Here is a 22,278-nt window from a genome sequence, read left to right as displayed (position 1 = left end):
GGGAATTCACCCCTCCTCGTGAGCGTCGTGGTTTCCGTCCGTGCTGCCGGCCGGCCGAAAAAGGGCCGTCGAACGGAATGCGGTCGTCCGCCGACGTGGGATCGGGGGGCGAATGCCGCCCAGCATCGGCGGCTCACCGAGCGTCTGTCAAGGCATTGCTTCCATGCAATCGACAGGGTTCCGAAGGCTTTTCGATGCCCTGTTCCGGGGCGTGAGGTCAGGATGAGGACCGGGCGAGGACCGGGCGAGGACAGCAGCGCAGACGATGCTGACGACGCAATCGGATCAGGAATGCGGAAAAGGATGTGACCTGGCGATGACCGAAACTCGGATTGGGCCCAAGGGGTCCGGTGCATCGGTTGCCGAGAATGCTTTGGTGCCCGATGACATCAAGGGCGAGATAGAGCAGTTCATGCAGGACGGATTCACCGGCCCGGTCAAGCTGTACGAGCCGGACGAGGCTGCTGAAATCCTGCGCGAAGTGCGGGTCAAGAACCAGGACACCACGCACTCGGTGTTCCACAACAGCATGAACTACGACAGGCACCTGGACATCCCGGAGCTGTCCCGGCACGTCACCCATCCCACGATCCTGAAGTACCTCAACGCGATCCTCGGCCCGGACATCCTGTCGTGGCGCACGGAGTTCTTCGCCAAGTTCCCGGGCTCCCGCGGCACCGAGTGGCACCAGGTGCGCGACTACAGCTACGCGACCGGCAAGCCCCAGCTGCTGCCGACGGAGTCGGACTGGAACGCGTACGTCGACATCACGGTGTGGACGACCTTCACTCCCGCCACCAAGAAGACCGGCTGCATGCGCTTCGTGCGGGGCTCGCACCGGGACCGCATCTTCGACGAGAGCCTGTCTCCGAAGCGTGGGCGCGAGGAGCGCTACGACTCCGACCACGAGACGACCTTCACGAAGGACACCGGCTTCTACGGATACGACTTCTCGGACTTCGCCGTGGACCCCAACTGGGAGCCGGCGCCCGAGGACGTCGTGGACATGGAGATGCAGCCGGGTGAGGCGATCATCTTCACCGCGTCCTGTGTGCACGGCTCGCTGCCCAACATCACCGAGCGGGACACCCGGTTCGCCATCACGTCGCGTTACGTGCCGACGCACGTGCGCGTCTATCCGGACCAGAACTCGTACACCGCCCACGGGCAGGACTTCGACCTCAAGGACTACGGGGCCGTCGTCGTCTCAGGTGTCGACATCTACGGGCACAACCGGCTCCGGACGGCCAATGCCCATGGCGAGAAGTTCGCCGTCAAGAACACCCACTGATTCGCCCGGTACGGGAAGCGCTCCGGCGAAGTGCAGAAAGGAAGCAGTGTGATCCAGCAGCGGATCAACAAGATCTGGGCCGAGGCCCTCGATCTGAACGACATCGGTGAGAACGACGACTTCTTCGCGCTGGGCGGGCACTCGCTCATCATGGCGCGGATCCAGGGCGCCATCAAGGACGAGTTCGGGACCGAGATCCCCATGGACGAGCTCTTCAGGCACTCGACGGTGGCCGGTATCAGCACCTACCTCGAGTCCCGGGTGTCGGCGGCCTGACGACACGGAGTCACTGGCGCGGGGGAAACGCCGGCACGGTCCGGCGTTTCCCCCGCGCCGCGCACGACGGCCCACGGTGTGGAAACGGAAGGACTCTGTCGGTGGAACTCTCCTCGTGGGGCGCGAAGATGGGCGGCCTGTCGGGTATCCGGAGCATCATGGAGGACATCGCCCGCGTCGCCTCCGAAGCCGACCTGTGGGTGAACCTGAGCCCCGGGAACCCGGCGGCGATTCCCGAGGTGACCAGTACCTGGAGGCAGCTCCAGGAGGAGGCGATGGCGGAGGACTTCGCCGGAGCCAGTACCCGCTACGGGCCCTCGCGGGGCGCGGACGGACTGGTCGAGGCGATCGTCCGCTACTTCAACGCGCAGTACGGCTGGGGCATCCGGGAAAGCAACGTGCTGGTGGGGGCGGGCAGCCAGCTGCTGGCCTTCATGGCGACCACCGCCTTCACGGGCCCGTACCCGGAGGGGAACCGGCGGCTGGTGCTGCCCTCGGTCCCGGACTACACCGGCTACCAGGGCCTGAGCCTGCAGGAGGGCGGCGCGACCGGTGTCGCGCCGGGGATCGTGCTCGACGGCGAACGGTCCTTCCGCTACACCTTCGACCTCGAAGCGGTGCGCCGGCAGGAAGCGATGGGGATGCTGCTGCTGTCCAGCCCGGGCAACCCCACGGGCCGCAGCATCGGCCGCGACGACCTGGCCGGACTGATCCGGATCGCGGAGGAGCGCGACGTCCCGCTGCTGCTCGACCACGCCTACGGGGCGCCGTTCCCCCGGGTCGCCGAGACCGTGGCCGAGCCCCCCTTCCACCCCCATGTCATCAACTGCTTCACGCTGTCCAAAGCGGGCCTGCCCGGGGAGCGGATCGGCTTCGCGATCGGCCCGGAGGACGCCATCGACGCGATGCTCTCCTTCACCGCCAACTCGCATCTGCACGCACCCCAGCTCATCCAGGCCACCGTGGCCCGGGCCCTGAACAGCGGCCGGATCTCCGCACTCGCCACCGAAGTGATCGCTCCGTACTACCGGAACAAGCGCCGGTCCGCCGAGAAGCTCCTCCACGATCTGCTGCCGGCCTCGGTCGACTGGCGGCTGCACACGGCCGAGGGCGGGATGTTCTGCTGGCTGTGGATCGACCACGAGTGGTTCGACGACCTCGCGATGTACGAGGCCATGAAGCGCCGGAAGGTGTTCGTCGTGCCGGGGCGTCATTTCTTCGTGCCGCCCTTCGCCTCGCCCTTCCTGGCCGGCCACGCGACACGGTGCGTCCGGCTGAGCCTCAGCCCGGACGAGTCGGTGATCGCCGAGGGGATCGGCAGATTCGCCGAGGCGCTGGAGGAGCTGCGCGGTGCACACTGAGCGGATCGTCGCCGCCGGGGGCATCACCCTGGACGTCGCCACGTCGTACGAGGCCGGGGCGCCGACGGTCCTCTTCGTCAACGCGATCGGCATGGAGAACCGGCTCCTGGAGGGCCCCGCCCGCGCACTGCGCGCCGCCGGACTGAACCTCGTCACCTGGGAGCTGCGCGGCAGCCCCGGCCCGTCCCGGAGCCCCCGCGTGACCCTGTCCGAGCACGCCGCCGACGGGCTGGCCGTCGCGGCCGCCCTGGGCACCGGTCCGCTCCATGTGGCCGGCTGGTGCACCGGCGCGTCCATCGGCCTCTTCCTCACCCGGGCGCTGGGCGGCCGGGCCCTCTCCTTCACCGCCGTCGACGGGGCGTTCCTCTTCGACGGCGTGCCGGGGGCGCGGCTGGGCAACGCCGTGTTCGACATGTGCACGCAGATCGCGGCCGACGAGGACCGCGCCGGCGTCTACCTCGACATCGTGCGGCCACGGGGCAACGAGGCCCAGGTCATGGGCATCGAGGACGAGGACCTCGTGGGGATGGTGACGTACCCGTACAGCCGGGGCACCGAGGAACTGATCCGCTACGCCCATGGCATCCGGGCGGCGAACGACTACGACCCGGCGGCCGCCTGTGCCGCGCTGCCGGTTCCGGCGCTCTTCCTGGCCCGGGAGGACGACCAGATGGTGGGGTACCGCAACTCGCGGCGGGCCGGGGCGCTGGTCGCACGCTCGGAACTGTCGGTACGGGAGACGGGCGGCCACTACGCCCTGTTCACCGATCCCGCGCAGGCGGCGGGCGAACTGGCCGCGTTCGCCCACCGGGTGGGATCGCCCGGCCGGGTATGAGGGCGGGCGGACCGAGCCGGGCGGTCAGCTCCAGGGCGGGGTCACGGGGCGCTGCCGGCGCGGCCGGGGGGCGAGGATCTCCACCGGGCGGCGGCGCAGGTGCTCGTAGACGAGCGAAGCGTGCAGATCGGCGACCGCGGGGTACTGCGCGATGTGGTCCAGGACGAAATCCTCCAGGTGCTGCGGGTCCTCGACGGCCACCAGCACCTGGAAGTCGTTGCTCCCGGACACGACGAACACGTCCAGCACCTCGGCGAGCGTGAGCACGAAGGCCCGGAACGACTCGACGGAGTCCCGGCTCTTCGGCTGGATCCGTACCGCGATCATCGCCTTCAGGCCGCGGCCCAGGGCTTCCAGATCGACGTCGGCGCTGTATCCCCGGATCACCTCGCTCTGCTGGAGCGCCCGCACCCGCTCCAGGCAGGTCGAATCGGCGATACCCACGGACCGGGCCAGCTCCCGGTTGGAACGGCGCGCGTTCTTCTGCAGCTCCAGCAGCAACCTCTGGTTGATCTCATCGATATTCGGCACAACTCCCATATTAGCGTGGCTATTTCGGCGTGCTTGCGGCTCTTCGGAAATGACTGTCAGACTCGGTCGGAGACACGGCAACACCCTCGGGACCCCTGACCCGACCCGGCGCGGAGACATCCTCCGGACGGTGCCTGTCGACCCCGACGTGCCCCCCTCCTCGGTTCCGGCGTGCCACGCCCCTTCGGACGTACAGAAAGAGGCCGGTCATGAACGTGCAGCGAACGAGGACGGCGCGGGTGCGGGCACCGGGGACTCCGTGGCTCCCCTTCGGCGCGGCGCAGGAGGCGGAGGTCCGACTGCTGTGCCTGCCGCACTCCGGCGCCGGGGCCTCGGCCTACCGGGCGTGGGGCGCGGGTCTGCCGGAGTGGCTCGGGCTGTGCCCGGTGCAGCCGCCGGGGCGGGAGACGCGACGCGACGAGCGGGCGCTGGACCGGGTCGGACCGCTGGTCACCGAGCTCGCCGAGGCCGTTGCCGGCTCCGTGGCCGGCCCGTACGCCGTCCTGGGGCACAGCACCGGGGCGATCGTGGCCTTCGAGCTCTGTCGCGAGCTGCGCAGGGCCGGTGCCGAGCCACCGGTCCACCTCTTCGTCGCGGGCCGTCGGGCGCCGCAGATCGTGGAGGAGTCCTCGCACCTGGGTGAACTCACCCTCGGTGAGCTGGCCCAGGTGCTGCGCCATCACGGGGGAACCCCCGACTGGGTCCTCGACAGCCCGGAGATGCTGCGCATGCTCCACCCGCTGCTGACCGCCGATTTCGCGGTCAGTGAGCAGTACGCGTATCTGCCGGAGGCTCCCCTGGATCTGCCGGTCACGGCCTTCGCCGCGACGGACGACCCCCGGGGGACCGTGGACCAGCTGGGCGCCTGGGAGGAGCAGACGACGGGCGCCTTCACCCTTCATGAGCTGGACGGCGGGCACTTCGCCGTCCTCGAACGTGCGCCACAGGTGCACGCCGTCGTCACCGAGGTGTTGCGGGCGAGCAGACCGCGGAGCGCCGGCTGAAACCAACACCGCAGACAGCAAGAGAATGAGCGTGATGCCACATGAAGAGCAAGTCCATCGGAGCCTACGGGTGGCTGCTGCTGACCATGATGCTGTGGGGCAGCGCCTTCCCGTCGTCGAAGTACGCCACCGAGCACGTCCCTCATGAGGTCGCGGCCTTCTTCAGGTTCGGCGGGGGCGCGCTGGTCCTGCTGGCCCTCACCCTCGTGATGCGGCCGAGTCGCAAGGCGAGCGCCAAGGACATCCTCGGCGCCTGCCTGGCCGGTCTCGTCGGCGTCTTCGGCTACAACGCCCTCTTCTTCTGGGGGGTCACCATGGGCCCCGCCAGCGACGGCAGCGTGATCTTCCCGGCGCTCACGCCGGTGATCACCGCGGTGGCCCTCATCGTGGCCGGACGCGAGACGGCGGGCCCGGTGCGCGTCACCGGACTGGCGATCGGGCTCGGCGGCGCGGCTCTGTTCTTCTTCACGGCCAACACCGGTGCGTCGGCCGGGGGCGACCGTCTGATGGGGGACAGCGTCTTCCTGACCGGTGCGGCCGTGTGGTCCGTCTACACCCTGCTCAACCGCAAGCTGGTGTCGGGGATGGACCCGCTCCAGGCAGTCATGTACTCCACGGTCGCCGGTTCGCTGGCCCTGGGTGTCATGGCGGCCCCGAAGTTCTCCTCGGTCGGCTGGTCCTCGCTGAGTGGCGGCTTCTGGGCCAACGCCGTCTATCTCGCGATCGGTCCCACCGCGGTGGCGTATCTGCTGTACGTACGAGGGATCCGGGACGTGGGTGCCTCCACCGCCTCGGTCATGATGTTCGCGGTTCCGCTGTTCGGCACCGTCTTCTCGTTCATCTCGCTCGGCGAGTCGTTCACCTGGTCGCAGGGGGCGGCCGCGCTGATCATGCTGGCCGGCGCCCTGCTCGCGGTGGTCAGCGGCCGGTCGGTCGCCAGGACGCGGAACGCGGAACCGTCCCCGGCCGGCGCCGGTGTAGCGCAGCCGGACGTGGTCCTGGCGGGCGAGGAGACACGGGATCCGGCCAACCGGTAGCGCACTCCTCCGCCGCCGGGAACGGTGCGCCCCGCGCGAGTGCCGCGCGGGGCGCACCGTCATGGGGTGGACGCGCCGTTCACCCGCCCGGCGGTCCGGCGTCAGGCGGGATCGTCGCGGGCAGTAACCAGCGCCCGCCCGGAGCGGCCCGGGCCGGTGACCGGCCGCTCCGGCAGGGCGGGCAGTCGGAAGCGGTGCAGCAGCGGTCCGGTCATCACGGTCGTGGCCACGGCCATCACCACCATGACGGTGAACGTCCTGCTGTCCAACGCGCCGAGTGTCAGCCCGACATCGAGGATGACCAGCTCGGTGAGTCCGCGGGCGTTCAGCAGAATGCCGAGGGCCGCCGCGTCCCGGCCCGTCGCCCCGGTCAGCCGGGCCGCCCCCGCGGCGCCGGCGAACTTGCCGGTGCAGGCCACCACGAGAACGGCGAGCAGCATGAGCACCCCCTGCCCGCCGAGCCCGCCGATGTCCACCGAGAGCCCGGTGACGACGAAGAACACCGGGAGCAGGAAGAGGCTGGTCTGCTCGATGCGTTCCGGTACCTCGGGGGCCGCCGCCTCGATCTCCCGGCGGGGAACGGTGGCACCGAAGGCGAACGCTCCGAACACCGCGTGCAGGCCCATGCTCTCCGTGGCCCAGGCGCTCAGGAGCAGACCGACGACCAGCACGGTCTGGATGGCGGCGCTGCCCACCCGGGTCCGGCGAAGGGTGAACAGCCGGACGATCGCGGGCCGTACGACGTACACGAGCGCGAGCAGCAGAGCGGCGAAGAGGACCACCATGCGGATCACGGAGGCGAATCCGCTGCTGTTGGCGACGGCGACGACGACCGCGAGGATCGTCCAGGCGAGGAAGTCCTGAATGGCCGCGCAGGCGGTGGCCAGGCCCCCGATGGGGTGCTTGTGCAGACCTCGTTCGCTGATGATGCGCGCGAGGACGGGGAACGCGGTGATGGACATCGCGGCGCCGAGGAAGAGAGCCGGCACCAGCAGGCCGTCCGACTTCATCTCCTCGGTGTCGAACCAGGGGAACATCACGACGGTGAGTCCCGCGCCCAGGGCGAACGGCAGCGCGACGGAGGTCACCGACACGCTCGTCACCAGGCGGCCGTGGCCCCTCATGTGGGAGCTGTCGAATTGGTAGCCGATCCCGAACATGAAGAGGATGAGGCCGAGTTGGGCCAGCACCTGGAGGTACGGCTGGATCTCGTGGGGGAAGAACAGGCCGACCGGATCACCGGGGAGGAGCCCGAGGACACTCGGCCCCAGGGCGATACCGGCGATGATCTCACCGACGACGAGCGGTTGCCGCACCCACCGGGCGAGCCGGGCGAACACGTACGCCGCGGCCAGGATGAGGGCGATCGCGCCCAGCACGGTGCCGGTGACCGATTGCGTGGACTGGGCGGAGAGAACCTGGTGAGGCATCGCTCACGCCGCCCCTGAGGGAGCCGGATTCCGCAGGCCGGCCGCCAGCGCCTTGCGGTCGATCTTCCCATTGGGATTCAGCGGGAAGCCGGCGACCTCGGTGATCTCCTGGGGCACCATGTTCCGGGGCAGTGCGCGGAGCAGGTCGCCGCGCAGCGCCCGTGGGTCGATGGGCCCGGCGGCCGGGACGACGAGGGCGACGAGCCGGCTGTCGTCCGTGCCGTCGTCATTGCGCACGGGCACCACGACGACATCGCGGACGTCCTTGTGGCGTCGTACGGCGTGCTCGACATCGCCGAGATCGATACGCATCCCGCGGATCTTGACCTGATGGTCCACCCGGCCGACGACGACGAGCTCCCCCTCGGGGGTGACGAAGCCCTGGTCGCCCGTACGGTACGTCGGCACCTTCGCATCACCGTGGACGACGGTCACGAACCTCTCCTGATGCGCCGGACCGGCGTTCAGGTAGCCGGCGCCGACGCTGATGCCGGAGATGCATATCTCGCCCACCTCCCCGTCCGGGACCTCGGTGAGGTCTTCGGCCAGGATCCGGATCTCCGTGTTGTACACCGGCTGCCCGGCGGGCATGGGGCCGTCCGCGTAGGCGGCGTAGTCCGTCATGCGGTGCGAGGAGGCGACGTCGGTGCACTCGGCGACCCCGTACTGGTGCAGGAGGACGCAGCCGTTGCCTTCACGGGCGGCCCAGTCCGCGACCCTCGCCGCGGACATGGGCTCACCACCGATGAAGACGTAGTTCACCCGGGTGAGGGCGTCGGAGGTGTCCGACTCCCGCTCGACCAGCAGATACAAGGTGCTCGGGGCACAGTGCAGCGTGCGCACCCCGAGCTCGCCGATGAGCCGGTAGGCCATGCCCACGTCGAAGCTGCGGCTCGGCAGCAGATGCAGCGGGGCTCCGGTGAACAGGGGTGTCATGAGGCTGCGCTGGCTGATGTCGAAGCCGAAGGCGCTGACCATCAGGTTGCTGGAACGGTGGTCGAGACCGTACTCCGTCCGCAGCCAGTTGAGCAGGTTGAACCAGCCCTCGTGGCGTACCGCCGTCGCCTTGGGCGTGCCGGTGGAGCCGGAGGTGAAGACGAGGTAGCAGAGGTCGTCGGACGCGATCTCCACGGCCGGATCGGCCGTGGAGTACTCGTCCAGCCGTTCCGCGATGCCGGCCACGTCGATGACGCCGTCGTGGGCCTCCGCCACCAGGCGCACGGTGTCGTCCGAGGCGGCCACCAGTTCCATCTGCGGCAGCTGGGAGATCATGAGCCGCAGCCGGTCCTGCGGATAGGACGGGTCCAGCGGAACGTAGGTCGCGCCCGCCTTGAGGACGCCGAGGAGGGCGACGAGGAGCTCGGGCGAGCGGTCGACGCACACCCCCACCACGGAGCCGCGGGTGACACCGAGCGCCATCAGATGGTGGGCGAACTGGTTGGCACGGGCGTTGAGGGAGCCGTAGTCAAGGGTCTTGCTCCCGCACGTGAGCGCGAGTCGTTCCGGGTGCCGTCGGGCGTGGTCCTCGAAGACGCGGTGCGCGATGCGCTCGTCGGGCAGGCCGACTCGCTTGCCGGTCAGGGCCATGGCAGCGTTTCCCTCTTCTGTTGGGTGCGGGCGACGGTGGGATGCGCGGTGGCGCGGGACGGCGGTCAGGCCGTGCGGGTGCGGGTGCGGTTGATCGCGTTGAGGATGGCGGTGGCGGTCGCCGTCGCCGGGCTCTGGTGGATGGCGGCACCGTGCGCCTCGTCGCCCTCGTGGGTGAGGCGGGCGTAGGCGGCCGTGCGGGGAGCCTGCCCGTCGGGGAGCGGGTGGGCGCTGTGGTCGTGGAGGGTGACGGCGTGCCCGGCCGTGCCGAGGGCGGCGGCGGTGGCGTGGGCGGTGTCCCGGCCCGATCCCGACAGCTGGAGTTCACGGCCGTCGCCGTCGACGAGGACGAGCCGGACAACGGCGTCGCCGGACGCGGAACGGTCCTCGTGCAGTTCCTTCAGCAGCAGCCAGGGGGCCGGTTCGAGGTAGTGCTCGGTGAACGCCTCCCAGAGGTCGCGCGAGGTGAGTTCGACACCGGTCCGGTCGGCGATGGTCTGCACGGTGCGGGCGAATTCGATCCGCAGCGGACGCGGCAGGTCGAGGCCGTGGTGCTCCTTGAGCACCTGGGCGATGCCCCCCTTGCCGGACTGGGAGTTGACGCGCACCACCGACTCGTAGGTGCGGCCGACATCCTTGGGGTCGATGGGAAGGTACGGCACCTGCCACGGCTGTGCCGTCGGTCCGGTCCCGGCGGTCCGGGCCTGCTCGTCGAGCTGGGCCAGCCCCTTGCCGATCGCGTCCTGGTGGGTGCCGGAGAAAGCGGTGTAGACGAGGTCCCCGGCATAGGGGTGGCGGGGCGGGACCGGCATCCGGTTGCACTCCTCGACCGTGCGGCGGACCGCGTCGATGTCGGAGAAGTCCAGCTGGGGGTCGACACCGTGGCTGAACAGGTTGAGCGCGAGGGTGGCCAGGCAGACGTTGCCGGTGCGTTCGCCGTTCCCGAACAGAGTGCCCTCGACCCGGTCCGCCCCGGCCATCAGGGCCAGCTCGGTGGAGGCGACCGCGGTGCCGCGGTCGTTGTGCGGATGCACGGACAGAATCACCGATCCGCGGCGGTCCACGTTGCGGTGCATCCACTCGACCTGGTCGGCGAAGACGTTCGGGGTGTCGGTCTCCACCGTCGTGGGAAGGTTCAGGGTCACGGGGCGGTCCGGCGAGGCGTCCCACGTCCGGATCACCATGTTGGAGACCTCCAGGGCGTACTCCGGCTCGGTGACATTGAAGGTCTCCGGCGAGAACTCGTAGCGCAGCTGCGAGCCGTGCATGCCGTCCGCCAGCCGTGCGACCTGCTCGGCGGCGCTCCGGGTGTACGCGGACAGCTCGTCGGCGGACATGTGGAACACGACGTCCCGCCACAGGCACGCGGTGGCCAGGCACAGGTGCACCACGGCCCGGCGCGCTCCCCGCACCGCCTGGAAGGTCCGCTCGATGAGCTCGGGGCGGGCGGGCGTGAACACCACGATCGTCACGTCGTCGGGCACCCGGTCCTGGCGGATCAGGTCCTGTACGAAGGAGAACTCCGCCTCACTGGCCGCCGGGTAACCGACCTCGATCTCCTTGAACCCCAGTCCGACGAGCAGATCGAACATCCGGCCCTTGCGCGCGGAGTCCATCGGAGTGGCGAGTGCCTGGTTGCCGTCGCGCATGTCCACCGACGCCCACAGCGGGGCGTGGTGAATCGCTCCGGACGGCCACTGCCGGTCCGCGAGCCCTCCGGGAACCCGGTCCAGGACCCGCTCGTACCTGTGCGCCGGCATCGCCGAGACCTGCTGTGTGTTCCACGACGGCTGCCCCGGCCGGAATCCTCCTGAGGGCATCCGTATCCCACGTTCTGCACCCGACACGCTCGCGAACTCCGACACGTCCGACTCGCCTCACTCTCACGCCCCAGCCCGGAACCGACGCCACGACCATCACTCCCCTCGTCCTCACCTCATCCTCAAAGCATCCTTACCGGGTGGGGGAGGAACGGGCGCGACGCGGAGGACGTGAAACGCCGACTGCCGCCTCGGGGCCACGGACGAACCGTGTCCCCGCAGCGGCAGTCGGCGCGGGACGGGATCAGCGAGCGGTCAGATCTTCTCCCAGGCGGTGACGAGTGCCTCCTGGCCGTACGGCGTGGCCACACCCGCGACGACGTGGGCCAGGGCGCAGTAGTGCCGCAGGTCCTGTTCGCCCAGGGACTCGCTCTTCGCCAGGGTCTTCTGCAGGCGGTACAGCTGGGTGAACGCCTGCTTGAGTTCCTGGCGCATGAGCAGGCCCTTGACCTGGGCCGCGACCTTGACGACCTCGGCGGACGGCTCCTGCCCCGGTACCGTCTCGCGGTCGCGGAGGGTCTCGTGGACCGTCAGGAAGCGCTGTGCGGGATCGAGGTGCTGGGGCTTGACGGACAGGTTGTCCAGCGGTCCGGCGCTGACGAGGAGCGCGAGCCGCAGCACGTCGTCGGGTACGTCACCGTCGGCGCCCTTGGCCCGCTGGGCGTTGCTGACCACGACGACATCGGGGGCGTTCTTCACGGCCGGCTCGACGCCGGGCTCCGCCAGCAGCAGGCGCAGCGCGAGGAGTTCGTCCTCGACCCGGGTGGACGGGGCGACGACGGTGAGCTCGGCGGAACGCACGTGCTCGGCCAGAGCGTGCAGGACGGGCGAGGGCTCCACCGTCACGGTCTCGGCGGAGGCCCCGTCGTGGGCCGTGTGTCCGGTGGGCGAGACGGTACGGCGCCTGGCGTCCCAGGACACCTCGACGCCGGAGGGCGCCATCGAGGCGACCCGGAACGTGCCCATTCCGGAATCGGTGTACTCCTCGACCAGTCCGCGTTCGGCCACCGTGGCGAAGTACACGGCCTTGGCCTCGTCGAACGGAAGGCCTTCCGTCGCATTGCCGGTACGGAATGCGTGACCTGATTTGATGAACGGCGGATTGATGTACTGCGAAGGCGCGCCGTCATAACCCTTGGGGGCGAGCGAGAAACGGACAGGAAGGCCGACCTTGCGGCTGAATTCCAGGTCAGGTGCGTTGTGGCCGGGATTGATCAGCACGGCCCCCGTGCCGAACTCCGGTTTCACCCAGTCGGCGACCCAGATGGGAAGCAGGTCACCGGTGAGGGGATGGCGGCAGAAGCGGCCGGTGAACGCGGCGTCCTCGTCCGGGCCGAGACCGGTGCTCGCCGGGTGGCCGGGGTGGACCGCGACGGCGCAGGAGCTGGGGAGGCCGGTCCAGTCGGTCACGAAGGCCGTCAGGCCGGTGGGAGCGGAGGAGCCGTCGGCCGCGTCGGACTCCATCGGGAAGTGGAAGATCGTGCCGGCCGACGTACGGACCCGCTTGCGGTGACGGGACGCCAGAGCCTGCGGCCAGGCGCCGTCCTGGTCCCCCGCCACCCGTTCGCGGGCGGCCCGCGTGGGCACGTAGTGCACCTCGTCGTCACGGCCGACGACCGTGGCGGCGCCGGCGAGACGGACCAGGGCCTCGGCCGTGCCGGTGGAGCCGGAGACGAGGGTCGAGCTCTCGCTCTTCATCGTGCTCAGCCGGTGGATGAATGAACCCAGGGCGTCGCAGCGCAGATTCGCTTCCGGGCTGTCCGGATCGTGAAGGACCAGGACTAACGTTTTCCTCACTCATTCCTCCAGTACGCGTTCGGTTGTGCGGCGAGAGTGCGAAAAGGGGATGGCATACCGGAGCGCGCAGCGCGGTGCGCAATGCGGGCGCCGGACGGCCGGGTCATGGTAGCGGCAAGATCTGCCCGAAGGTGTTCCTGTCCAATGGATGAACGGCCTCAACGGCCCTTGGCGCGGGGCCGGAAGAAATCGGCGGCGACGTTTTCGCCTGCCGTACACGCGTTCCGGTCCGGAAGCCGTTCGCGGGATGACGGGGCGGTCGGTGTGGCGACGGGCCGGCATCCCGGGAGGGCGCATTGTGTGCGCCGGGTGGTTCTTCGCACGGGGGCTGTGTGCTGTGCTGCGACTGCTCGGTGAATCGGGGTGGTGCTGCCCGTCGTGACTACGGGGTGCTGAGGGCGGTCGTGGGCCGCGGGCCTGCGGATTCGGGGGCGTTGCCCTGGGGGAATCGTCCGGCGAGTGCCGTGGAGGAGCGGAGGGAGGAGGACGGGACGAGACGGGACCGTTCCACGCCGCCCGCCAGCAGTCCCGCGTAGGCGTGGAGCAGGGGGTGCATGCGATAGCGCCCCGGTGCGTTCGAGTCCAGCAGATGCGCGTCGACGAGCGATTCGAGGAGACGGTCGCTCTCCGCCAGCGGGATTCGCGCGAGCGCCGCCACCGTCCGGGTGTCTACGGCGTCACCGGGGATGTGGGCGAGTATCCGGAAGACGCGCTGCTGATCGTGGGACAGCCTGACGTAGGACTGCCGGAACGCCTCCGTCAGGCCGTCGTCCTCCGCCGTGAGCCTGACGAGCCGCTCGCTGCTGATGGCGAGGCGGGAGGCGAGGTAGGAGACGGACCACGAGGGCCGGTGGCGGAGCTTGGTGGCGGCGAGCCGGATGGCCAGGGGGAGACGGCCGCACATCTCCAGGACGCTGTCCACCGCTGCCTGTTCGAGGAGCAGCCGCCGGTCACCGACGATCCTGCTGAACAGCTCCCGTCCGTCGCTCACCGGCAGTTCCTGCAGGGTGAGCTGGCCGGTGGGCATGAGGTTGGTGAGCCTCGACCTGCTGGTCACCAGGACGAGGCTGCCGGGCGAGCTGGGCAGCTGGGCAAGGATCTGGTTGGTGTCCAGGACGTTGTCCAGCACGATCAGGAGCCTGCGGTCGGCGAGCAGCCGGCGCCAGGCGGCGGAGCGTGCCTCCAGGTCCGCCGGAATGCCGCTCGGCGGCACACCGAGGCCGGAGAGGAGCGCGCCGAGGGCCGTGTGCGCGTCGAGCGGTGCGTCACCCCCCGCGCTGGGACACATGTCGAGGAAGACCTGCGCGTCCGGGTAGTGCGGGGTGAGTTTGTGCGCGATCTGCAGGGCGAGAGCGGTCTTGCCCACACCCGGCATTCCGTCGATCGCCAGGACGGCCGGCACGTCCGCGCGGGGGCGGTTGGCCGTCGCGTGATTCCGGACGGAGTCGATCAGGACCTGTTGCTCGGTGACGCGCCCCGTGAAGTGGATGGTATTGGCCGGAAGGGTGTTACGGCGAATTCCCGCCACAGGGTGACTCGAAGAGGGAAGATCATTGACCAGAATGTGCTGGTGGAGCTCCTGGAGTTCGGGCCCCGGGCTGATGCCGAGCTCGTTCTTGAGTATCTGCCGTGTGTGCTCGTATACGTTCAGGGCGCGGGCCTGGGCGCCGGAACGGTAGAGCGCGCGCATTAACTGCGAGACGAGGCGCTCACGTAACGGCTGTTCGGCCACCCATACGGACAGCTCGTCGATCACGGAACTGTGCTGCCCCTGGGAGAGTTCGAGTTCCATGCATTCCTCCAGGACAGCGAGCCGCGCTTCGTTGAGCCTGGTGGTCTGTGCCTGCAGGGCGGGTTTCTCGAGGCCGTCCAGTGCGGGGCCGCGCCACAGGGAGAGTGCCGTCCGGAACTCTTCGAGGGCTTCCGTCGGGCGCCCTTCCTCCAGGAACTCCCGCCCCCTGGCGGCTCGGCGGAGGAAGACCCGTGCGTCCACCTGGTCCTCGGCGATCTTCAGCTGGTACCCGTCCCCGACCAGGGTGAGCGCGGCACCGATGCCGGGGTGTATGCGCCGGATGTCGGACGTCGCGTTCCGGATCTGCTTGGCAGCCGTGGGCGGGGCCCCCTGTCCCCACACCGTGTCGACGAGCCTGCTGAGGGAAACGGGCAGCCCGTCGGCCAGGAGGAGAGCGCTGAGGACGGTTTGGCGCTTGCTTCCGGACAGTCGCAGTTTCTGCTGGCCGGAATAGAGTTCCAATGGGCCTAGAATGTGGAATTCCAACACTTTCCCCCGCCTTCGAAACCGCCCGCGGGCGGCTGCCTGAACCGAGTGAAATTGACTGAGGCAGGTTACCCGCAGTCCGCGCGGCACCGACAAGTGCCTTCCACGCCTTGGGACGGCATTCGCTCCCCGCCTTCTGCCGCACCCGCCGCCGGCCCTCTGGTTCACGGCCGGTCCGGACATGATCTGAACCCCGGTGAGGACGGAATGAGGATGGCGTGAGGACGGAGCGAGTGATGGTCGGGCGGTGATCTGGACGCACTTGCCGACTTGTCCGGTGGAAGGACTCACGTGACCGAGAAGCTGGGAAGGCATCCGGACGGATCCCGCGAGACGGGACCGGCGGCCGTTGCGATGGTTCCCGGTGTGGTGGACGGCTTCATCACGACCACCACCGACGCCGACGGGAATCTGTCCCTGCAGATCCGGATCAGAGCGACCGCGACCGGGGGCGACGACCACATCGAGGTCATTCTCGGCCCGGAGCACATCGAATCCCTCGGCCTGCTGCTGCTCGCCGGACAGGGGAGAGCCGCCGCGGAGGGCGCCACCCCGCGCGGCCACGTACCGGTGGTGCCCTGCTCCGTGGGCGTGCGACCCCGGAACCCCGTGGTGGACCGGGCCCGTTGGCGCAGGGCCCAGTCGCCGGCCTGACCGTCCGCCGCGCCCGCTCCACCGTGCCGGACGGCGGGCGGCCGGTCATATCCCCGCCCTTCCCGGCCATATCCGGAGATCAGCCGTGGAACAAGCCACGACGTGATCCACTCTCTACCGTGCACCGAGTCGTTAGGCTTCGATCGGAGGTCCGGCCGGTTCACAGGGGGAGTCCGTCATATGCAGCCGCTGGAAGCCGGGGAACCGCGCAGCATCGGCTCCTACCGGCTGCTCGGCAGACTCGGCGCCGGGGGTATGGGCCGCGTGTACCTCGGGCGCAGCGCCGGCGGCCGCACCGTCGCCGTCAAGGTCGTCCACCCGCACTTCGCGCTCGACGAGCAGTTCCGCGCCCGCTTCCGGCGCGAGGTGGAGGCGGCCCGGCGGATCGGCGCCGAGTGGACCGCGCCCGTCCTGGACGCCGACCCGGACGCCCCGATCCCCTGGATCGCCACCGGTTACGTGGCGGGGCCGCCGCTCTCCGCGGCCGTCACCGAGCACGGCCCGCTGCCCGAGCACGCGGTCCGGGTGCTGGGCGCCGGGCTCGGCGAGGCGCTGGCCGCGGTGCACGAGCGGGGCCTGATCCACCGGGACGTGAAGCCGTCCAACGTCCTGCTCGCCCTGGACGGCCCCCGTCTGATCGACTTCGGCATCGCCCGGGCCATCGACGCGACCACCTCCCTCACCTCCACCGGGGTCTCCGTCGGCTCGCCCGGCTACATGGCGCCGGAGCAGATCCGGGGCACCGACATCTCGGGCGCGGCCGACGTCTTCTCGCTGGGCGCGGTCCTGGCGTACGCGGCGACCGGCTCCGCGCCCTTCCTCGGCGACTCCTCGGCCGTCCTCCTCTACAAGGTCGTCCACGAGGAACCGGAGCTGGGCGACCTGGAGGGCGGGCTCCGCGAGACCGTCGCCGCCTGCCTGGCCAAGGACCCGGAGCGGCGGCCGACCCCGGACGAGCTGGCCCGCCGGCTGCTGCCCGGCGGCGCGGCGGCGGCGGTCGCGGCGGGCTGGCTGCCCGGACCGCTGGTCCGCGAGGTCAGCCGGTCGGCGGTGGCGCTGCTGGACCTGGAACCGCAGGAGGCGCCGGCGCAGTCGGGCCCGGTGCCGTTCAGCAACCCGTCGTTCGGGGCGGGGGCGGGCGGGCCCGCCGGTGGGCCGGGGGCGGGGGGCCCGTACGGCGCGGGCGATCCGGCCTACGGGCCGTACGGCGCGCCCGGCGGCGCCGCGCTGGGTGTCTTCGGCCCGCCGGCCGGCCCGCCGCACCCCCCGACCGCCGGAGCCGACGGGCTGCCCGGGCAGCGGACCGGCGGGCGGGGCCTGACCCTCGGCGCGTCGGCGGGCGCGGACGGGGCGGGGCGCCGCCGGGTGAGCTGCACGCTCGCGCTCGCGGTGGCCGGGGCGCTGGCCGCGGTGACGGTGGGCAGCGCCTTCCTGCTGGACCTGGTGCCGGGCGGGGGCGGCGACAGCGGGAACCCGGCGAACGCCTCACGCACCCCGTCCGCCTCGTCCACCTCCGGCGGGGGCGCCGAAGTGCCCGACGCGTTCGTCGGCACCTGGAAGGGCCCGCTCACCGAGAAGAGCTCCGGCCTGCCGCACGGCACGCTCACCGCGGTCTTCACCAAGGGCCGCGAGGGCACGGACGTGGTCCGCCTGACCACCACGGTCTCCACGCTCGGTGTGGAGTTCACGTGCCACAGCGTCGGCACACTCACCTCGGCCACCGCGGAGGAACTGCGGCTGCGCGAACACGCCGACCGCGACCGCCCCAGCACGGCCGGCGTCTGTACCACCGCGCCCGCCGGCCTCCGCTTCACCCGCACCTCCGAGGGCAGCCTGCGCTTCCGCTCCGACGAGGAGGGCGCGGGACAGCCGTACGGCACGCTCACCCGGTCCGACGGCTGACCGCCGGCCCCCCTGGCGTACGCTGAACCGGTCCGTAGACCGTTGAAAAACCGCCGAAAGGTGACAGCCCGGTGACCGAGAAGGCCGACCTCCAGCCCATCCTCGACCGAGCCGCCGAAGGCGGCCGGATCACTCCGGAGGAGGCGCTCGACCTCTACCGGTCGGCCCCGCTGCACGCCCTGGGCGCGGCGGCCGACGCCGTGCGCCGCCGCCGGTACGCCGGTACGGAGCACATCGCGACGTACATCATCGAGCGCAACATCAACTACACCAACGTGTGCGTCACGGCCTGCAAGTTCTGCGCGTTCTACGCCGCGCCGAAGGACACCGCCAAGGGCTGGTCCCGGGACCTGGACGACATCCTGCGCCGCTGCGCGGAGACCGTCGAGCTGGGCGGCACGCAGATCATGTTCCAGGGCGGGCACCACCCGGACTATGGCGTGGAGTACTACGAGGAGCACTTCTCGGCCATCAAGAAGGCGTTCCCGCAGCTGGTGATCCACTCGCTCGGCGCCTCCGAGATCGAGCACATGGCCCGTATCTCCAAGGTCTCCGCCGAGGAGGCGATCAGCCGCATCCACGCCGCCGGCCTGGATTCCTTCGCGGGCGCCGGCGCCGAACTGCTGCCGGCCCGGCCGCGCACCGCCATCGCGCCGCTCAAGGAGTCCGGCGAGCGCTGGCTGGAGATCATGGAGATCGCGCACGGCCTGGGCGTCGAGTCCACCTCGACCATGCTGATGGGTACGGGCGAGACGAACGCCGAGCGCATCGAGCACCTGCGCATGATCCGGGACGTGCAGGACCGCACCGGCGGCTTCCGGGCGTTCATCCCGTACACGTACCAGCCGGAGAACAACAAGCTGAAGGGGCAGACGCAGGCCACGCTCTTCGAGTACCTGCGGATGATCGCCATCGCCCGGCTCTTCCTGGACAACGTCGCGCACATCCAGGGCTCCTGGCTCACCACCGGCAAGGAGGTCGGCCAGCTGTCGCTGCACTACGGCGCGGACGACCTCGGCTCGATCATGCTGGAGGAGAACGTCGTCTCGTCGGCCGGTGCCAAGCACCGGTCCAACCGGATGGAGATCATCGACCTGATCCGCAAGGCGGACCGGGTCCCGGCCCAGCGCTCCACGACGTACGAACACCTCGTCGTGCACGACGACCCGGCGAACGACCCGGTCGACGAGCGCGTGGTCTCGCACATCTCGTCCGTCGCGATCGAGGGCGGCACGGCCCACCCCGAGCTCAAGCTCCTCAGCGCCAACTGACCGCGCCTTGCTGACGATCCACGCCGCCGCCCTGCTCCTGCCGGGCGGCGGCCGCGCACCCGTGCCCGGCGGCGCGGTGGCCGTACGGGACGCCTCGGTCGCGGCGTTCGGGCCGTACGAGGAGCTGGCCGCCGCCCACCCCGCCGCCCGCGTCCGGCGCTGGCCGGGCGTCCTGACCCCGGGCCTCCTCCAGCGCGACGCGGTCCGGCTCCTGGAGGAGTGGTACTTCCCCGACCCCCGCGAGGCGGACGCCCTGGGCACCGAGCCCCTGACCGGTTCCGCGCTCGGGGCGCTGGGCCCGGAGGAGACCTGGCGCGCGGGCAGCGTGCGGCGCGGGCTGCACCGGATGCTCCGGCACGGCACGACGGCGGTGACGGCCGCGCCGGGGACACCGGCCGCGCTGCTCACGGCCATCCGGCGGTCCGGGCTGACGGTCCTCGCGCCGGCCCCGCCGTCCGCCGACGGCCCCCGGCTCGACCCGCTGGCCGGGGCGGGCGCGGTGGCCGAGGCGACGGCGGCGCCGCTCGCCACCGGAGGCCGCGCGGACCTCGCGGCCTTCGACGCCCCGGACGAGGCGGCGCTGCTCGCGGCGGGCGCGGCGAGCTGCGTGGCGACGATCGCGGGCGGGCGGCTGGTGTACCGGGGGCGGTGACCGCTACGGCACCGGGGGGCCGCCCAGGTACGCCCCGTTCCTGTCGTACGGCCAGGCGTTGGCGACGCAGCCCTTCAGGCCGTCGATCTGCTGCATCATCGCGGGCGCCGGGCGGCCCTTGCCGGGGCAGGTCTCGTGGCCGTGGCCGAGCCAGTGGCCGACCTCATGGTTGATGATCAGCGCCCGGTACTCGCCCAGCGGGCCGTCGAACTCGGGCGAACCCGTCTGCCAGCGCTTCAGGTTGACCATCACGACCGTACCGACCCGGCAGTTGACCTCGCCGTGCGTGTCGAGCCCGCTCTCGCCGCAGACGCGGTCGGTGGTCTCCGGGGTGGCGATCCGTATGACCAGCCCCGCCGGGCCCTTCGCCACCTGGCGGAACCGGTGCTCCCCGTGGTGCGACCAGCCCCGGGGCGCGGCCAGGATGCGCGCGACGACGGCGGCCGCCCGGTTTGCGTCGAGCCCGGAGCCGTCCTCCACCTCGACCCGGTAGGCGTTCCCCGTGCCGCTGTCGGTGGCGGCGGCGCGGGCCACGGTGAAGGCGGCGGGAGCGGGCCCGCGCGCGTCGTTCCACCGGAGGCCGGCGACGGCGGCGGCCGCGAGTACGACGGGGACGACGGCCGCCACGAGCAGCCTGCTCCGGCCGCTCTTCCCCCGGCGCCCTTTCCCTTCGGGCATCCGTAGCCCCTCCCCAACGATCGGCGTTCCGTCCCCCGCTGTAGGACCGGTGATCGGGGCGATTGGTTCAGTCCACATCCATATGAGGGCGTGGAGGGAGCGCCTGAGGAATCGTTACGGCACCGAGGGGCCGCCCAGGTACGTGTCGTTTTCGGCGTAGGGCCAGGCGTTGGCGACGCACCCCTTGAGCCCGTAGATCTGCTGCATCATCGCGGGGGCGGGGCGGCCCGCGCCGGGGCAGGTCTCGTGGCCGTGGCCGAGCCAGTGGCCGACCTCGTGGTTGATGATCAGGGCGCGGTAGTCGTTCAGCGGGCCGTCGAACTCGGGCGAACCGGTCTGCCAGCGCTTGAGGTTGACCATGACCTTCTCGCCGATCCGGCAGTTGACCTCGCCGTGGGTGTTCATTCCGCCCTGCCCGCAGATCCGGTCCGTGGTGGCCGCCGTCGCGATGCGGACGACCAGCCCGGCCGGGCCCGAGGCCACCCGGTGGAACGTGCGCTCCCCGTCCTGCCCCCAGCCGCGCGGCGCGGCGAGGATGCCGGCGATCCGGTCGGCTGCCTCCTCAGGGTCGACGCCGGAGCCGTCCTCGACCTCGACGCGGTACGCGTACTGCCCGGAGGACGAGGTGTCGGCGCGGGCGGTCGTGAAGGTGCCGGGGCCGGAGGCGGGGATATGGGTGCGGGTCGGGCTGGGGGAGGGGGAGGGAGAGACGGAGGGGGAGCGGGACGGCTTCGGGCTCCGGCTGGTCTTCGCGGAGGGCGAGGCCGGGGCGGGGGACGCGGCGGTGGCCGAGGGGGTACGTGCGGCGGCGGACGCCGGGGCCCCGTCACCGCCCGCCCAGCGGGGCGCGAGGACCACCACGATGCCTATCAGCGCCGCCGGTACGGCGACGGCGGCCACTATCCGTATGCGGCTGCGCCGCGCCCGTCTCGCGCGCCGGTGCCCGCCTCCGCCATGCCGCCCCCGCCTGCTCTCAGCCCCCACGGACAGACCCCTCCTCGGCTTCCATCGGACGTGCGTCCGCGTAAGCGACCATTTCCATGAACCGCGCGTCCCGTGCCACGGCCAGCAGGTCGTCGGCGGTGACCGGTGCCGACACCATGGCCGTGTCATCACCCCCCACGGCGAGCGTGACGCGGCTGTGACCGTACCTGAAGCGCACGGTGACCCCGGTGATCGTCTTGCCCCCCTCGGCGTTCCCGGACGCCGTGACCGCCTGGGCCATGATGCCTCCTGGCAGTGACACCTCGTCGCACCGGAGGTGCTTCACCGCGACATCGACGCAGGGCCGGTCCGCCCGGGCCGCCTTGCCCGTGGGCAGCGGACGGACCGAGAACGTGAGGGGGAAGACCCTGCCGCCCGCCCCGCCCTGGTACCGGCTGACGGCGATGTCGACCGGGCGGACCGGGCCCATCGCCCTGGGCAGGAGCGTTTCGAGCACCCCCGCCGCCTCGTTCTGGAAGACCCGCTGCCGGGAGAGCTCGTCCGACGGCAGGTCCGCCATGGAGGACTCGCCGGGGCTCGGCTCGATGTGCACGGGGGGACGGACGGGCACGGGCACGCTCGTCGGGGTGGGGACCGGCGAGGTCTGCGAGGCCGCCGACCATGCGCGTGCCGGCTCCCCGTCCCCGCCCCACACCGGCAGCGCCGCGCCGAGCACCCCCAGGCCGACGATCGCGGTCGCCGTCGCACCGATGGCGGCGCGGGCGCGGGCCCGGCGGCGGCGGCCCCGGACGAGGGCGCCGGGGACCAGATCGGGCAGCGGCAGTGCCCCGTCGGTCACCCGTTCCAGGGCGGTCCGGACCAGCAGCTCGTCGTCGTCGCGGGCGGGCTCGTCGCCCGGATCGGGGTCCAGCAACACGTACACGGCGTCA

Annotated in this window: 18 protein-coding genes and 1 pseudogene; 10 read left to right on the top strand and 9 right to left on the bottom strand. The window is 71.1% G+C overall.

What is annotated here, in order from left to right; genetic code table 11:
• Nucleotides 1-376: 376 nt before the first annotated feature.
• The 4 genes from ABZ565_RS09810 to ABZ565_RS09795 all read left to right on the top strand — a co-directional run bounded on the left by ABZ565_RS09810 (nt 377) and on the right by ABZ565_RS09795 (nt 3,763).
• Nucleotides 377-1,291 (top strand): chlorinating enzyme, encoded by a 915-nt coding sequence (locus ABZ565_RS09810; protein WP_361022837.1) that lies wholly within the window; start codon nt 377-379, stop codon nt 1,289-1,291.
• A gap of 48 nt (nt 1,292-1,339) precedes the next feature.
• Complete coding sequence (locus ABZ565_RS09805; RefSeq protein ID WP_361022834.1) at nt 1,340-1,567, top strand: phosphopantetheine-binding protein; 228 nt, start codon at nt 1,340-1,342, stop codon at nt 1,565-1,567.
• Between the two features lie 101 nt (nt 1,568-1,668).
• Entirely contained in the window at nt 1,669-2,928 is a 1,260-nt protein-coding gene (locus ABZ565_RS09800; RefSeq protein ID WP_361022831.1) for an aminotransferase class I/II-fold pyridoxal phosphate-dependent enzyme, read from the top strand.
• Entirely contained in the window at nt 2,918-3,763 is an 846-nt protein-coding gene (locus tag ABZ565_RS09795) for an alpha/beta hydrolase (protein WP_361022828.1), read from the top strand. Before ABZ565_RS09800 ends, ABZ565_RS09795 begins: the two co-directional genes overlap by 11 nt.
• A gap of 24 nt (nt 3,764-3,787) precedes the next feature.
• Here the strand turns inward: ABZ565_RS09795 and ABZ565_RS09790 are convergent, their stop codons facing one another.
• Nucleotides 3,788-4,294 (bottom strand): Lrp/AsnC family transcriptional regulator, encoded by a 507-nt coding sequence (locus ABZ565_RS09790; protein WP_361022825.1) that lies wholly within the window; start codon nt 4,292-4,294, stop codon nt 3,788-3,790.
• Between the two features lie 209 nt (nt 4,295-4,503).
• Here ABZ565_RS09790 and ABZ565_RS09785 point away from each other — a divergent pair, with 209 nt between their 5' ends.
• Together ABZ565_RS09785 and ABZ565_RS09780 are read left to right on the top strand one after the other, a co-directional pair.
• Nucleotides 4,504-5,298 (top strand): thioesterase domain-containing protein, encoded by a 795-nt coding sequence (locus ABZ565_RS09785; RefSeq protein WP_361022822.1) that lies wholly within the window; start codon nt 4,504-4,506, stop codon nt 5,296-5,298.
• A 41-nt stretch (nt 5,299-5,339) separates the two neighbouring features.
• The gene (locus ABZ565_RS09780; protein ID WP_361022819.1) at nt 5,340-6,335 is read left to right on the top strand and encodes a DMT family transporter; all 996 of its coding nucleotides are present in this window, start codon (nt 5,340-5,342) and stop codon (nt 6,333-6,335) included.
• 101 nt (nt 6,336-6,436) lie between these two features.
• Here ABZ565_RS09780 and ABZ565_RS09775 read toward each other — a convergent pair whose 3' ends face one another.
• The 5 genes from ABZ565_RS09775 to ABZ565_RS09755 all read right to left on the bottom strand — a co-directional run bounded on the left by ABZ565_RS09775 (nt 6,437) and on the right by ABZ565_RS09755 (nt 15,223).
• Entirely contained in the window at nt 6,437-7,765 is a 1,329-nt protein-coding gene (locus tag ABZ565_RS09775) for a cation:proton antiporter (protein ID WP_361022816.1), read from the bottom strand.
• A 3-nt stretch (nt 7,766-7,768) separates the two neighbouring features.
• Entirely contained in the window at nt 7,769-9,352 is a 1,584-nt protein-coding gene (locus ABZ565_RS09770; RefSeq protein WP_361022813.1) for an amino acid adenylation domain-containing protein, read from the bottom strand.
• 65 nt (nt 9,353-9,417) lie between these two features.
• The gene (locus tag ABZ565_RS09765; RefSeq protein WP_361022810.1) at nt 9,418-11,112 is read right to left on the bottom strand and encodes a 2-isopropylmalate synthase; all 1,695 of its coding nucleotides are present in this window, start codon (nt 11,110-11,112) and stop codon (nt 9,418-9,420) included.
• 315 nt (nt 11,113-11,427) lie between these two features.
• Nucleotides 11,428-12,969 (bottom strand): hypothetical protein, encoded by a 1,542-nt coding sequence (locus ABZ565_RS09760; RefSeq protein ID WP_361022807.1) that lies wholly within the window; start codon nt 12,967-12,969, stop codon nt 11,428-11,430.
• Between the two features lie 382 nt (nt 12,970-13,351).
• Nucleotides 13,352-15,223 carry a BTAD domain-containing putative transcriptional regulator gene (locus ABZ565_RS09755; protein WP_361022804.1) on the bottom strand — a complete coding sequence of 624 codons (1,872 nt, stop codon included), beginning with the start codon at nt 15,221-15,223 and terminating at the stop codon, nt 13,352-13,354.
• Between the two features lie 315 nt (nt 15,224-15,538).
• Here ABZ565_RS09755 and ABZ565_RS09750 point away from each other — a divergent pair, with 315 nt between their 5' ends.
• The 4 genes from ABZ565_RS09750 to ABZ565_RS09735 all read left to right on the top strand — a co-directional run bounded on the left by ABZ565_RS09750 (nt 15,539) and on the right by ABZ565_RS09735 (nt 19,726).
• Nucleotides 15,539-15,901 (top strand): hypothetical protein, encoded by a 363-nt coding sequence (locus tag ABZ565_RS09750; RefSeq protein WP_361022801.1) that lies wholly within the window; start codon nt 15,539-15,541, stop codon nt 15,899-15,901.
• 180 nt (nt 15,902-16,081) lie between these two features.
• Complete coding sequence (locus ABZ565_RS09745) at nt 16,082-17,803, top strand: serine/threonine-protein kinase (RefSeq protein WP_361022798.1); 1,722 nt, start codon at nt 16,082-16,084, stop codon at nt 17,801-17,803.
• A gap of 71 nt (nt 17,804-17,874) precedes the next feature.
• Nucleotides 17,875-19,074, top strand: a complete 1,200-nt coding sequence (mqnC, locus tag ABZ565_RS09740) for a cyclic dehypoxanthinyl futalosine synthase (RefSeq protein ID WP_361022795.1) — start codon at nt 17,875-17,877, stop codon at nt 19,072-19,074.
• A 7-nt stretch (nt 19,075-19,081) separates the two neighbouring features.
• The gene (locus tag ABZ565_RS09735; RefSeq protein ID WP_361022792.1) at nt 19,082-19,726 is read left to right on the top strand and encodes a hypothetical protein; all 645 of its coding nucleotides are present in this window, start codon (nt 19,082-19,084) and stop codon (nt 19,724-19,726) included.
• Nucleotides 19,727-19,729: 3 nt separating this feature from the next.
• On the opposite strand, the pseudogene ABZ565_RS09730 reads toward ABZ565_RS09735, so the two are convergent.
• The 3 genes and pseudogenes from ABZ565_RS09730 to ABZ565_RS09720 form a co-directional block, all read right to left on the bottom strand.
• A pseudogene (locus ABZ565_RS09730) lies at nt 19,730-20,233 on the bottom strand (DUF3152 domain-containing protein); the annotation flags it as partial.
• A gap of 285 nt (nt 20,234-20,518) precedes the next feature.
• Entirely contained in the window at nt 20,519-21,265 is a 747-nt protein-coding gene (locus ABZ565_RS09725; protein WP_361023382.1) for a DUF3152 domain-containing protein, read from the bottom strand.
• A gap of 112 nt (nt 21,266-21,377) precedes the next feature.
• Nucleotides 21,378-22,271: a hypothetical protein gene (locus ABZ565_RS09720; protein WP_361022789.1), complete on the bottom strand. Its 894-nt coding sequence runs from the start codon at nt 22,269-22,271 to the stop codon at nt 21,378-21,380.
• Nucleotides 22,272-22,278: the final 7 nt, after the last annotated feature.

Source organism: Streptomyces sp. NPDC016469, assembly GCF_040632905.1.
In the GTDB taxonomy this organism is placed as follows: domain Bacteria; phylum Actinomycetota; class Actinomycetes; order Streptomycetales; family Streptomycetaceae; genus Streptomyces.
This window is presented reverse-complemented; position numbering and strand designations above follow the sequence as displayed.

Bases quoted from the DNA above. Each gene is read 5' to 3' on its own strand.
- ABZ565_RS09780 (WP_361022819.1), top strand. From the start codon at position 5,340: ATGAAGAGCAAGTCCATCGGAGCCTACGGGTGGCTGCTGCTGACCATG.
- ABZ565_RS09770 (WP_361022813.1), bottom strand. From the start codon at position 9,352: ATGGCCCTGACCGGCAAGCGAGTCGGCCTGCCCGACGAGCGCATCGCG.
- ABZ565_RS09765 (WP_361022810.1), bottom strand. From the start codon at position 11,112: ATGCCGGCGCACAGGTACGAGCGGGTCCTGGACCGGGTTCCCGGAGGG.
- ABZ565_RS09775 (WP_361022816.1), bottom strand. From the start codon at position 7,765: ATGCCTCACCAGGTTCTCTCCGCCCAGTCCACGCAATCGGTCACCGGC.
- ABZ565_RS09745 (WP_361022798.1), top strand. From the start codon at position 16,082: ATGCAGCCGCTGGAAGCCGGGGAACCGCGCAGCATCGGCTCCTACCGG.
- ABZ565_RS09785 (WP_361022822.1), top strand. From the start codon at position 4,504: ATGAACGTGCAGCGAACGAGGACGGCGCGGGTGCGGGCACCGGGGACT.